This window comes from Myroides sp. LJL116, assembly GCF_054871685.1.
Map to the genome: position 1 here is coordinate 40,923 of NZ_JBTXLR010000006.1, position 13,664 is coordinate 54,586.

A 13,664-nucleotide genomic window follows, 5' to 3' on the forward strand; every position below is an offset into this window, starting at 1 on the left:
TAAATAAGCCAATAAACCGTCCCATTGTAGTTTCATAACATAACAAAAATAGACATAATATTGAGTTATCCAAATTTTTAGCCTAATATTTTTCACATATTCCTAAAATCACCCTGTTTTCTTGGGCTTAAAACCAAAAGCCTACGGAGAAAAATAAGAAGGTTCTCCCTGTATCTGGAGAGTAGGTAAACTTGGCTTCTATAGGTCCTATTATGGTTTGCATACCATACCCAATAGCATAACCAGAATATTTTGTGATGTTACTCCATCCCGAATCCGAAAAAATATCATCTCCAGTATTGGCAAAATTGGCAGCCATGTTAATATGATGCCTTTTTAAAAATTCAAAGTCAAATTGCAACGAGGACATTAGATAGGTATTCCCACCTAAGCTTAAAAAGTCATAACCATAAAAAGGGATTATATTATCTTTGTCTGCAAAACCATACCCTCCTAAATAATACCCAAAACCAATACTTGGTGGTTGTCCTATAATTGAACCCATCCTCACTTTAAAGTCAAAACTCAACTTACTTGTAACACGTCTTGCTACTCCTAACTGCCCACTGATAGTAGAAAAGTTTGAAAAATCATCTAAATAATTACTAGAGTAAAAAAAGTTTCTATATTCTAGTTTAGCCAAAAAACCACTACGAGGGAAATATTTATTATCATAAGAATCCATCATAACATTTAAAAAACCACCTAAATAATGACTAAAATCAAAACGTTGTTTATAGCTCGTTAGGGTTTTGCTCCTAAGATCTAAGAAGCGATGCTCTAACCCAATACCCAAAACATATTTCTGTGCATAAGAAGACTGCACAAAAAGCCTATTTTCTAAATCAGAGTAATTCACAAAGAAGTCTTGGGGAGCATTAGGAATATCTAATTTACCACCCATTGCTTTTACCAATAAATCATAAGGTAGTTCCCTGTCAAAACTACTTAGTCTAGAATTGATTCCAAAGCTCCAGTAAAAGCCATTATCGATAAAGTAGTTGAAATTATACCTTACATTATCTCCTAGCCCTACATCTAAGGATAACACATCACTTTTGGCAAGAAAATTCTTCTTTGTAAGATTGACCAAAGCTGCCGTTTTATAGAGTCCATCATAATGAACTCCGAAACGCAAAAAGGTATTAATTGGATTTTCATCTAAATCCATGATTAAAACATCTTTACTACTATCCTTATCTTGTTCGAAAATATATGAAATACTACTAAAGTTCTCTGTTCCATTTAAACGAGTAATACCTTCGCTTAAATCCGTATAAGTAATCTTAGAATTAGGTTTAAAACCTAATTTACCGTGTACATAGCGTTTTGTTAGGCGCTCAAGTCCTCTAATTTTAATATCGGAGATATTAATTGAGTCTAAAGAAGTCTTTTCTACAAAATGCGTTTGAGAAATACTTTTATTTGTTCCTATCTGTTTTATTTGATCTATAACCTGATTGGCTGCTTCCTCACCGGTTTGAATAATAGCTGCTCCATCCCCAAAAGAAACAACAGAATAACCGGAGATATTTGGTTTGATATAAATATCTGTTAAGGCAAATTTGTCCTTCATTTGAGCGATAGTAGAATAATTGGATAATTGAGATAATACATCCTGAGCACCTTCAATCTCATCGGCAGTTTTTAAATCATCTTGAACATCTACTCCGATAATTATATCTGCCCCCATAGCTTTTAACTCCTCAATAGGGTAATTATTGACAATTCCCCCATCTAAAAGGTCTACATCATTAATCTTTACTGGAGCAAATAAAGTTGGAAAAGCTCCACTTGCAAGAATTGCTTGAGGTAAATAACCACTATTTAAAATAACCGCATCTCCCTTTTCTAAATCTGTTGCAATACATAAAAAAGGAATATTCAACTCATTAAAATCTCTTACGTGTCTTACGTGGGAAAGTAATGTATTCATCAGGTTGTAATTATACATTCCACGGGAAAGAGATTTGGGAAAGCCTATTTTAAAATTCTCAAATGGTAAGCTTAATGCATAAATTTCATCGTTCTTCTTTTCATAAAAAGACTTAGAGACTCTAGGAATATAATCTTTAATTAAAGCCGAAACTTCAATAACATTAAAAATGGAATCTAATTCGGGAGCCGTATAACCAGAAGCATACAATCCTCCAATAATAGCCCCCATACTTGTTCCTGCTATATAATCAATTTCAACTCCATTTTGTTCTAAAACTTTAAGTACACCAATATGTGCCAAACCCTTTGCTCCTCCACCACTAAGTACAAGACCAATTTTCGGTTTTTTTAAAGCAAGAGTATCTTGACCAAAAGCTTTAATATTAGTTGATATACATAAAAACAAACAAAATAGAAGAATTCTCACAGGAAAGAGTTTTAATTTTCTTCTAATTTACTTCAAAAAAATCGATAATCAACTTACTTCTTGCTTTTCCTATAACTTTTTCTAAATCTTCTAAAGATGCCTCTTTTATCTTTTTCACACTACCAAAATGATTCATTAAGGTCATTTTTGTCTTCTCACCAACTCCAGGAATATTATCAAGTATACTTGTTATAGCATTCTTACTTCGTTGATCACGATGAAAATTTAATCCGAATCGGTGAGCCTCATCTCTTAAGTGAATAAGAACCTTCATCGTTTCACTTCTTTTATCTAAATACATTGGAATACTATCCCCTGGGTAAAATATTTCCTCCAAACGTTCGGCTAAACTTATAATGGCAACCTTACCTCTTAATCCTAGCTCCTCTAAACTCTTTAAGGCCACTCCTAATTGCCCTTTCCCTCCATCAATAACAATTAAGTCTGGTAAGTCTAATCCCTGTTCTATAACTCTTTTATAACGTCTGTAAACAATTTCTTGCATAGAATCGTAGTCATTAGGACCTTCTACTGTCTTTACATTAAAATGCCTATATTCTTTTTTACTAGCCTTTCCATCTCTAAAGACAACACAAGCAGCCACAGGGTTAGTTCCCTGAATATTAGAGTTATCAAAACACTCAATATGTCTAGGCTCTTTACTCATACGCAAATCTTTTTTCATTTGCGCCATTATGCGATTAGTATGCCTTTGGGGATCTACAATCTTAATTTGTTTTAGCTGATCAATTCGATAAAACTTTGCATTTCGCTCAGATAACTCAAGTAGCCTTTTTTTGTCCCCTAGTTTTGGAATTGTAACCGTTAAAGCTTCTCCTAAATCCAATGGAATTGGGCTAATGATTTCCTTAGAATTAAGTTGGAATCTTTCTCTTAACTCTACAATAGCTAATTCTAGTAGTTCGGTGTCTGTTTCTTCTAGTTTTTTCTTTATCTCCATGGTGTGAGATCGGATAATAGCCCCATAGGAAACTTGTAAGAAATTCACATAAGCCATTGTACTATCTGATACAATACTAAAGACATCTACATTACTAATCTTAGGGTTAACAATGGTACTCTTAGATTGATAGTTTTCCAACAGCTCGATCTTCTCCTTTATCTTTTGAGCTTGTTCAAATTCCATATTTTGAGCTAGTTCTTGCATATGAGTCCTAAACTGCTTCAAACTATCTTTAAAGTTCCCTTTCAAAATATCTCTAATGTGAGTTATTTTTTGATCGTATTGGCTAGTTGTTTCGTAGCCTTGGCAAGGTCCATTACAATTTCCAATATGATACTCTAAACACACTTTAAATTTCTCGGAACGAATATTGCCTATACTCAAATCATAGTTACAAGTACGAAGAGGATATAACTCTTTAATTAACTCCAATAAGGTATAAACGGTTTTTATATTTGTATAGGGTCCAAAATACTCTGAACCATCCTTAATCATCTTTCTAGTAGTAAACACCCTAGGAAAAGGTTCTCTTTTTATACAAATCCATGGATAAGATTTGTCATCTTTCAATAAAACGTTATAACGAGGCTGTAAACGTTTAATTAAATTGTTCTCTAAAAGTAATGCATCCGTTTCTGTTGGAACCACAATGTGTTTAATAGATACTATTTTCTTGACTAAAACATTTGTCTTTCCTTCCTGGTGGATTTTATTAAAATAAGAACTTACACGTTTTTTAAGATTCTTGGCTTTTCCAACATAAAGTATTTTATCCTCCTTATCATAGTATTGATAAACCCCAGGTTCATTCGGTAGTGTTTGTATTTGAAGAGCTAAAGCTTGTGATGGTTCCATAATCATTAAAATAGTTATCACAAAAATACCCCAAGTTTTCTATTCTTCAAAATAAGCTTTTTGTGGTTTTATTCAGAAAAGAAAGGAAGATTTATCTAATAAAAAATAAGAAATAGCCTTTATTTCTATTCTTATATGTAGTTAGATTTTATATCTTCACTTAAAAAAGCGATGAAGATATTAGACCATTCCATAGCCCCAGGTGAAACTGTAAAGCTTAACTTGGAAATTGCTAAGCTACACACTGCATCTTCCTTAGAAATTCCAGTAATAGTTTCTAGAAGTAAAATCAAAGGTCCTACAGTGTTATTATCTGCAGGTTTACATGGAGATGAATTAAATGGAGTAGATATAGTTCGGCAGATTATTCACAAAAAAATTAATATTCCTAAAAGAGGAACTATTATCTGTATTCCTGTTATTAACATATTTGGCTATATAAATAAATCTAGAGAGTTTCCAGATGGTAGAGATATGAATCGCGTGTTTCCAGGTAGCAAGGATGGATCCTTAGCGGGTAGGTTTGCTTATCATTTACTCAAATCTATTCTACCTTTAGTAGACTATGCTATAGATTTCCACGCAGGTGGACAAAGTAGATTTAATGCACCACAAATACGCATTGCTCCTCAAGACAAAGAATTAGAAGAGTTAGCAACTATTTTTCACCCTCCCTTCTTATTATATTCCAACCAAATAGCAGGCTCATTTAGAAATGCGTGTGCCAAACGAGGTGTGAAAATGCTCCTTTTTGAAGGAGGTAAATCCTTAGATATTAATAATGAGGTCTCACAAATGGGTGTAGAAGGAACAAAACGCTTCTTAGCTCATTTCGATATGTTAGCAGATCACTTCACTATTAAAAAAGATACTACTGAAATGATTATTATCGAAAAAGCACAGTGGGTTAGAAGTAAAAGGTCTGGATTGCTACATGACCAAGTACAAATTGGCTCATATGTAGAAAAAGGTGCTACATTAGCAGAGGTTTCCGATCCTTATGGTATGGAAAACCTTAAAATAAAGGCACCCTTTAGTGGTTATGTTATCAATGTCAATGATTCGCCTATTGTATACCAAGGGGATGCAATTTTCAATATATCTAAAATAATATAATATGCAAAAAGATCAATTACGTCTAAAATACAAGGAATTACGCGAAAATTTAAGTCAAGATCAAATTGAGCAGCAAAGTATAGACATTGCAAATCAAAGTCTAAAACTACCGATTTGGAATAAAACCAACTATCACTTATTCTTGCCAATTGCAAAGAAAAAAGAAATAGACACCCAATATATTTTACAAATATTAGCAGGAAAAGACAAAAATGTCATTCTATCCAAAAGCAATTTTCAAGACTCTACCTTATCGCACTATCTTCTAACAGACAATACAAGAATAAAGGAAAATTCTTATGGGATACCAGAACCTGTAGATGGTATACAGGTTAAAGAAGATAGTATTGAAGTAGTATTTATCCCTCTTTTGGCCTTTGATCAAAAAGGAAATAGAATTGGCTATGGCAAGGGCTTCTATGATAAGTTTTTAGAACAATGCCCAAAAGACACAATAAAAGTTGGCCTTAGCTTTTTCCAAGCCGAACCGAGTATTCAAGATGTTTCTCATTTAGACGTTCCTTTAGATTATTGTATTACTCCAGAGCAAACCTATATTTTTAAAAAATAGATAGGCAGTTTTTATCAAATAACTAGCTAAAGGCTAGACTTTAATGTAAAATATTTTTATGTTTAGTGAAAATATTAACCAATGATAAAAAACACCCTAACACTAATGGCATTATCCTTGACTTTAGCCTCTTTCGGCCAAAGTCAAGTTAAATTCATGTCCAATCCTTCATTAAGTCCAGATGGAAAAACAGCTTACTTTAGCTTTGAAGGAGATATCTACCAAGCCCCACTTGATACGGGAATTGCAACTCGCCTAACGGCTCTTCCATCAGAGGAAACAAACCCTAGAGTTTCCCCTGATGGAAAGTGGTTAGCATTTAACTCTAACCAATATGGCAACAACGATGTATTTGTTATGCCACTTCCCCAAGGTCCAATACAGCAATTAACCTTTCACCAAGCCAATGACCAATTAGAAAGCTGGTCTTGGGATAGTAATAGCGTATACTTTACTTCTAACTTAGATAAGAATTTTGCCTCTTATAAAGTGGATATTGAAGGTACAACTCCTACTGCATTATTTGAAAACTATTTTAATAATACCAACGCAATGATAGAAACACCTTCTAAAGAATTACTCTTTACTAATTCTACAGAAAGTGCAAACCAATTGGTGAGAAAAAGATATAAAGGAGAAAATAATCCAGATATTCACTCTTATAACCCTTCTACTAATACTTTTAAATCTTTAACTACTTATGAAGGAAAAGATTTTAACCCAACTGTGGATAAATATGGTAATATTTACTTTATTTCAGATCAAAATAATGGGCATTATAACCTATTTCAATTAAAAGATGGAAAGTCCGTTGCCTTAACGAATTTTGATACTTCTATAGGTAGGCCATTTGTAAGTGCAGATGGTTCTAAAATAATATTTGAAAAAGATTATGACTTATTTATCTGGAATACCCAAACTAAACAAGTAGAACCATTATCCATTAAGTTAAATCAAAATAAAGCTATTGACAAACAACAAAGCTACAACACTAAAGACCAAATAAGTTATTTTGATGTCGCATTAGATAACAAAAAGATAGCCTTTGTTTCAAGAGGCGTACTATTTGTTAGTGATATTAAGGGAGAGTTCACCAAGCAAATTAGTGATGGAAGTGAAAGAGTAATGGAAGTTAAATGGCTAAAGGACAATCAAACCCTACTTTATAGCCAAACCTATCAAGGGTATCAAAATTGGTTTAAAATAGATGTTACTAAGGATAGTCAGCCAGTTCAACTCACTTCTGATCTTCGAAATAACCGAGATATAAGCTTAAATGCAGATGCTACTAAAGCAGTGTATCTTAGTGGAAGAGACAGAGTAGTATTAATGGACCTTACTACCTTTAAATCAACTACTATTGTGGAAGACGAAATTTGGGCTTTTCAAAACTCAAAGCCTTCTTTTTCCCCAGATAGTAAATACGTGTTATACACTGCAAAAAGAAATTTCGAAGAAGATATTTTTGTATATGATATTGCTTTAAAACAAGTAATCAACCTAACCAATACAGGTGTGGCTGAAAGTAATCCTATATTTTCTCCCGATGGAAAATATATTTACTTTACTAGTGATCGATTAAATCCTTCTTACCCAATGGGAATGGTTAAACCAAGTATCTATCGTTTTGCAGTAGATTGGCTATCTCAAGACTTCAAGTCCGATAAGTTTGATAATCTATTCCAAACAAAAGACAACCCAGCTCAAGTTACTTCTTCTAAAAAAGATAAAAATACCACCACTGCGCAAAAAATGATAACCATTAATGTGGATGGAATTTTAGATCGAATAGAATTAGTGAGTGACCAATTTGGAAATCAAAATTCCCCGACGGTTTTTGAAACAAATGACAAGCAAATTGTCTTTTATACCTCTAACCAGGATAATGGAAAATATGCCTTGTATAAAAAGACCTATGAGAACTTTAAAGAGGCGAAAAGCCAAAAAGTATTCGACAAATCTGCTTATAATATACAACAAAGAGATAATGATCTATATGGATTGGTAGGGAGAAACATCTATCGTTTTGATCTAAAAGATGCTACTCCTACAATTATTGATATAGATTTTTCTTTCACCAAGAGCCTAGGACAAGAGTTTAATCAAATGTATTATGAAACTTGGGCTGGAGTAGAAGAGAACTTCTATGATGAAGACTTCCATGGTATTAATTGGCTTGAGACCAAAAATCATTTTGCTACTTACTTGCCATATGTAAATAACAGACAAGATCTACGCCTATTATTAAACGATATGCTTGGAGAGTTAGGATCCTCTCACTTAGGCTTTAATTCCAAAGGAGAAGAGGAAAAAACAAGTGATAACTTTATTACTTCTGAAACTGGAATTGTCTTTGATAAAAACAATCCATATAAGGTAGATTATATCTTAAGGAAATCACCTGCATTTGCTTCGGATAAAGATATTCGAAAAGGAGATGTTTTGACAAAAGTAAATGGTCAAGCAATAGATAGTAAACAAAATAGAGATAAATATTTTAGTTTCGCTTCTACTCAACAAGAAATCAGCTTAACTTTTACTAGAGATCATAAGGAATTTACTGTAAAGCTACATCCTATTACATTTGAGAAAAATAAAGCTTTATTATATGATCAGTGGATTCATGACAATCAAAAAAGAGTAGATCAAAAAAGTAATAATAGAATAGCTTATTCTTATATGAAAAACATGTCGAGTGATCAATTAGATTCTTTCCTATTAGACATGGTAGCTCAAGAACATAGAAAAGAAGCAGTGATTCTTGATTTAAGATTTAACACAGGAGGAAATGTCCATGATAAGGTTTTAGCTTTCCTTTCTCAAAGACCATACTTACAGTGGAAGTATAGAGAAGGAAAAATGACTCCACAAAGTAATTTCGCACCTAGTGGTAAACCAATTGTACTATTAATTAATGAGTATTCATTAAGTGATGCAGAAATGACAGCTCAAGGATTTAAGGCTTTAAAATTAGGTACAATCATTGGCCAACAAACCTATAGATGGATTATATTCACTTCTGCAAAAGGTCTTGTAGATGGCTCCTCATATCGCTTACCAGCATGGGGTACGTACACCTTAGAGGGGGACAATCTAGAGAAGACTGGAGTAAGCCCAGACATTTACATTAAAAACACATTTATGGATCGTTTAAATGATGATGATCCACAATTAGATTATGCAATTGAACATATTCTAAAGCAATTAAATTAGTTCCATAAAAAAGGGGGTATCTAATGTAGATACCCCCTTTTGCTTATTTCTTAAAAATAACTTTATTAAAGACTATTAATATTCCGACTCCCACTGAAATAGCAACATCTGCTAAATTAAATATTGCATTAAAAAAAGTGAAATAACTTCCTCCCCATATAGGTAACCATTGCGGTAGATACCCCTTCCAAATAGGAAAATAGAACATATCTACAACCTTACCATGAAATACAGTACCATATGGATCTTGAGCAAAAATACTTGCTAATTGATGTGTACTATCATTGAAGATAATTCCATAAAAAACAGAATCAATAATATTACCAATCGCCCCAGCTAAAATAAGAGAAATAGCGATAATTAAATAATTAGACATTTTCTTCTTAACCGAGTCTACTAACCACCAACCAATTCCACATACTGCAACAATTCTAAAAAGAGTTAAGGCTAATTTCCCATAATTACCGGGTAACTCAACTCCCCATGCCATACCGTCATTTTCAATAAAATGAATTCTAAACCAATCCGCTACATAGTACTCCTCCCCTAATAAGAAATTTGTTTTTATAAAAATTTTCAACCATTGATCTAATATCAATACTACAACAACAAGTAGGACAGCTCTTTTTAATGACATTTTCGATTATTTACAAAAGCAAATGTAAATTATTTTAAGGTAAAAAAAAAACGCTCTTTAAAAGAGCGTCTTTATATTTTACTAACGTTGTAGGTTCTTTGCCTCAATACTCATTGTTGCGTGAGGAACAAGTTTTAAACGTTCCTTATCGATCAATTTTCCTGTTACTTTACAAATACCATAGGTTTTGTTTTGAATCCTTACCAATGCATTACGCAAGTCTCGGATGAATTTTTCTTGACGGATTGCCAATTGTGAATTTGCCTCTTTCGACATAGTTTCACTACCTTCTTCAAAAGCTTTAAACGTTGGTGAGGTATCATCCGTCCCATTGTTTAAATCATTCATGTAGGCACTTTTAATCAATTCTAAATCTGCTTGTGCTTTCAAGATCTTTGCCTGAATCAGCTCTTTAAAATCTGCTAATTCCGCATCAGAGTATCTAACTAATTCATTAACTTCTCTCATAACTAAATTATTTAATAACCACTACACGCGTTTTTAGCTCATCAAATTCTAATTCTATTCCTTCCTGCAGACTTGGAACAAAATCTAATTCACTTGTTAGCGTCTCAGATTTTATGTATTCTTGGTTGGCTAAAACCGCCTTTTTAATATCTTCTTGTTCTTCTAAAGTAATCTTAATCTTGTCTGTAACTTCAAAACCAGAATCTTTTCTAATATTTTGAATACGATTAACAAGTTCACGTGCTATACCTTCATCTCTTAACTCAGGAGTTATAGTAATATCTAATGCCACTGTAAGACCAGCTTCATTAGCAACTAACCATCCTTCTATATCTTGAGAAGTGATTTCCACATCTTCTAATGTTAAGATAATACTTTTTTCTGTTAAATTAACTACAATTTCTCCATTTTTTTCAATTAAACTAATATCCTCTGGAGTAAATTCTTGTATCTTCTTAGAAATCAAGCCCATATCTTTACCAAATCTAGGCCCTAAAGTCTTAAAGTTAGGTTTAATGTTTTTCACTAAGATACCTGAATCATCGTCTAATAACTCTATCTGTTTTACGTTAACCTCTGCTTTGATAAGATCAGCAACAGCCAAGATTTCTTGACGTTGGCTCTCATCTAAGATAGGAATCATTACTCTTTGTAATGGTTGACGAACCTTAATCATCTCTTTCTTACGTAAAGATAAAACTAAAGAGGAGATTATTTGCGCTTTATGCATTCTACTCTCTAACCCTAGATCTACCAATTGTGGTTGGAACTCAGGGAAGTTAGCCAAATGTACAGATTCAAAAGATTCTTTATTCGTTACAGAGATTAAATCTTTGTAAAGCTTATCCATGAAAAATGGCGCAATCGGAGCCGAAAGTTTCGTTACTGTTAACAAACAAGTATATAAAGTCTGGTAAGCAGCAATTTTATCTGGTCCATATTCCCCTTTCCAGAATCTTCTTCTACATAAACGAACATACCAGTTACTTAAGTTCTCAGAAACGAACTCGGAAATAGCACGAGCGGCTTTTGTAGGCTCATATTCGTTATAAAATTCATCAACTCTTTGTACTAAAGTATTTAGCTCAGAAAGAATCCAACGGTCTATCTCTGGTCTATCTTCTATAGCAATGTCTTCTTCTTTATAAGAGAAACCATCAATATTAGCATATAAAGCAAAGAAATTATACGTATTGTATAACGTTCCAAAGAACTTTCTTCTTACTTCAACTATTCCTTCTAAATCAAATTTCAAGTTATCCCATGGATTAGCATTTGAAATCATGTACCAACGAGTTGCATCAGGTCCATGTTCCTGAAGTGTCTCAAATGGATCTACTGTGTTACCCAAACTCTTAGACATTTTCAAGCCATTCTTATCCAATACTAGTCCATTAGATACAACATTTTTATAAGCATTCGTGTCAAATACTAAAGTTGATATAGCATGTAGAGTATAAAACCATCCACGCGTTTGGTCTACTCCTTCAGCGATAAAATCAGCTGGATAACTCTTATTTTGATCAATTAATTCTTTATTTTCAAAAGGATAATGCCACTGAGCATACGGCATAGAACCAGAATCGAACCAAACGTCAATTAAGTCCGCTTCACGATACATAGGCTTACCTGTACTAGATACTAAAACAATAGAATCCACTACATTTTTATGTAAGTCTACTTTATCATAGTTTTCTTCACTGTTATCTCCAACTACAAAACCTTCAAAAGGATTTGTTTTTTGAATACCAGCCTGCATAGATTTTTGTATCTCATTAACCAATTCTTCCATAGAACCAATTAAGATCTCTTCTGAGTTGTCTTCAGTTCTCCAAATTGGAAGTGGAATACCCCAGTAACGAGAACGGGATAAGTTCCAATCGTTGGCATTTTTCAACCAATTTCCGAAACGACCTTCTCCTGTAGCCTTTGGCTTCCAGTTAATATCTTGGTTTAATTCAAACATACGGTCTTTCACTTCCGTAACTTTAATGAACCAAGAGTCTAATGGATAATATAAAACAGGCTTATTAGTTCTCCAACAATGTGGATAACTATGCACATATTTTTCTACTTTGAATGCTTTATTCTCTTCTTTTAAACGGATAGCAATTTCCACGTCTACAGAACGCTCAGGCTCTTGACCTTCATCATAGTATTCGTTTTTCACATACTTACCTGCTAAGTCTCCCATTTGAGAAACAAAACGCCCTTGTAAATCTACTAAAGGAACTGCGTTTCCTTCTTGATCTAAAATAAGCATAGCTGGAACCTCAGGAGTAGCCTCTTTTGCTACTCTAGCATCATCTGCACCAAATGTTGGAGCAGTATGCACGATCCCTGTTCCATCCTCTGTAGTAACGAAATCTCCTGCAATTACGCGGAAAGCATTTTCTGGATTTTCGTATGGTAAGGTATAAGGTAAAAGTTGTTCATATTTAATACCAATAAGATCAGCTCCTTTGAAATCCTTAACTACTAAGTAAGGGATTTTCTTATCTCCATTTTGGTAAGCTTCTAATTCTTGCTCTGTTTCTACTTTTTGGAATTTTCCACTAAACTGTTTACCAATTAAAGGTTTAGCTAAAATTACAGTAATTGGAAGTCCTGTATATTGATTATACGTTTTAACTAAAGTATAATCAATTTTTGGTCCAACTGTTAATGCTGTATTCGAAGGTAACGTCCAAGGTGTAGTAGTCCATGCTAAAAAGTCTACATCAGAAAATTCACTTAAGAAATCTGGAAGGCTTTCTTGAACAGCGCGGAACTGAGCTACAACTGTAGTATCGGTAACATCCTTGTAACAACCTGGTTGATTTAATTCATGGGAAGACAAACCAGTTCCTGCCTTAGGTGAGTAAGGTTGAATCGTATATCCTTTATAAATTAAATTTTTATTATATATCTGTTTTAATAACCACCAAACAGACTCCATGTACTTAGGTTTATAAGTAATATATGGATTTTCCATATCTACCCAATACCCCATTTGCTCTGTTAACTCATTCCACAAGTCTGTATAACGCATTACTGTTTGCTTACAAGCTTGGTTATATTCCTCAATAGAGATCTTTGTACCTATATCTTCTTTGGTAATTCCTAATTCTTTTTCTGTACCTAATTCTACTGGTAGACCATGTGTATCCCACCCAGCTTTTCTTTTTACTTGGTAACCTTTTTGTGTTTTATATCGACAAAAAATATCTTTAATCGCACGAGCCATCACGTGGTGAATACCCGGTTTTCCGTTTGCTGAAGGAGGTCCCTCAAAAAACACAAATGGCTTATTATCGTCTCTTGTACTAATACTTTTTTCAAATATTGATTGTTCTTTCCAAAATTCGCGCATCTCTGACGCTACTCCTGACAAATCAAGATTTTTGTATTCTGTAAATTTAGTGCTCATCGTTATTAACTATAATATTTTTTTATCAATTTCGCGAATTTAAACAATTTCCTCTAATAATTAGCT

At 33.3% G+C, this 13,664-nt stretch carries 8 protein-coding genes; 3 read left to right on the forward strand and 5 right to left on the reverse strand.

All coding sequences use genetic code 11. From position 1 onward, the window contains the following. Window positions 1–127: 127 nt before the first annotated feature. Together ACYSNM_RS06590 and uvrC are read right to left on the reverse strand one after the other, a co-directional pair. On the reverse strand, window positions 128–2,365 hold the full coding sequence (locus tag ACYSNM_RS06590; protein ID WP_461756168.1) for a patatin-like phospholipase family protein: 2,238 nt from the start codon (window positions 2,363–2,365) through the stop codon (window positions 128–130). Between the two features lie 22 nt (window positions 2,366–2,387). Beyond that, window positions 2,388–4,184: an excinuclease ABC subunit UvrC gene (gene uvrC / locus ACYSNM_RS06595; protein WP_461756169.1), complete on the reverse strand. Its 1,797-nt coding sequence runs from the start codon at window positions 4,182–4,184 to the stop codon at window positions 2,388–2,390. A gap of 171 nt (window positions 4,185–4,355) precedes the next feature. On the opposite strand from uvrC, the gene ACYSNM_RS06600 reads away from it, so the two are divergent. From ACYSNM_RS06600 to ACYSNM_RS06610, 3 genes are all read left to right on the forward strand, one after another. Continuing rightward, window positions 4,356–5,300, forward strand: a complete 945-nt coding sequence (locus ACYSNM_RS06600) for a succinylglutamate desuccinylase/aspartoacylase family protein (protein ID WP_461756170.1) — start codon at window positions 4,356–4,358, stop codon at window positions 5,298–5,300. A 1-nt stretch (window position 5,301) separates the two neighbouring features. Further along, window positions 5,302–5,871, forward strand: coding sequence for a 5-formyltetrahydrofolate cyclo-ligase (locus ACYSNM_RS06605; RefSeq protein ID WP_461756171.1), 570 nt, complete (start codon window positions 5,302–5,304; stop codon window positions 5,869–5,871). A gap of 81 nt (window positions 5,872–5,952) precedes the next feature. Further along, entirely contained in the window at window positions 5,953–9,084 is a 3,132-nt protein-coding gene (locus tag ACYSNM_RS06610) for a S41 family peptidase (protein WP_461756172.1), read from the forward strand. 43 nt (window positions 9,085–9,127) lie between these two features. On the opposite strand, the gene ACYSNM_RS06615 is transcribed toward ACYSNM_RS06610, so the two are convergent. The 3 genes from ACYSNM_RS06615 to ileS all read right to left on the reverse strand — a co-directional run bounded on the left by ACYSNM_RS06615 (window position 9,128) and on the right by ileS (window position 13,598). Then, the gene (locus ACYSNM_RS06615; RefSeq protein ID WP_461756173.1) at window positions 9,128–9,721 is read right to left on the reverse strand and encodes a lipoprotein signal peptidase; all 594 of its coding nucleotides are present in this window, start codon (window positions 9,719–9,721) and stop codon (window positions 9,128–9,130) included. Window positions 9,722–9,802: 81 nt separating this feature from the next. Next, window positions 9,803–10,189 carry a TraR/DksA family transcriptional regulator gene (locus ACYSNM_RS06620; RefSeq protein WP_461753191.1) on the reverse strand — a complete coding sequence of 129 codons (387 nt, stop codon included), beginning with the start codon at window positions 10,187–10,189 and terminating at the stop codon, window positions 9,803–9,805. A 7-nt stretch (window positions 10,190–10,196) separates the two neighbouring features. Then, window positions 10,197–13,598: an isoleucine--tRNA ligase gene (ileS, locus tag ACYSNM_RS06625; protein ID WP_461756174.1), complete on the reverse strand. Its 3,402-nt coding sequence runs from the start codon at window positions 13,596–13,598 to the stop codon at window positions 10,197–10,199. Window positions 13,599–13,664: the final 66 nt, after the last annotated feature.

Coding starts and splice junctions, on each gene's coding strand:
- uvrC (WP_461756169.1), bottom strand. CDS start 4,184: ATGGAACCATCACAAGCTTTAGCTCTTCAAATACAAACACTACCGAAT.
- ACYSNM_RS06600 (WP_461756170.1), top strand. CDS start 4,356: ATGAAGATATTAGACCATTCCATAGCCCCAGGTGAAACTGTAAAGCTT.
- ACYSNM_RS06605 (WP_461756171.1), top strand. CDS start 5,302: ATGCAAAAAGATCAATTACGTCTAAAATACAAGGAATTACGCGAAAAT.
- ACYSNM_RS06610 (WP_461756172.1), top strand. CDS start 5,953: ATGATAAAAAACACCCTAACACTAATGGCATTATCCTTGACTTTAGCC.
- ACYSNM_RS06615 (WP_461756173.1), bottom strand. CDS start 9,721: ATGTCATTAAAAAGAGCTGTCCTACTTGTTGTTGTAGTATTGATATTA.
- ACYSNM_RS06620 (WP_461753191.1), bottom strand. CDS start 10,189: ATGAGAGAAGTTAATGAATTAGTTAGATACTCTGATGCGGAATTAGCA.
- ileS (WP_461756174.1), bottom strand. CDS start 13,598: ATGAGCACTAAATTTACAGAATACAAAAATCTTGATTTGTCAGGAGTA.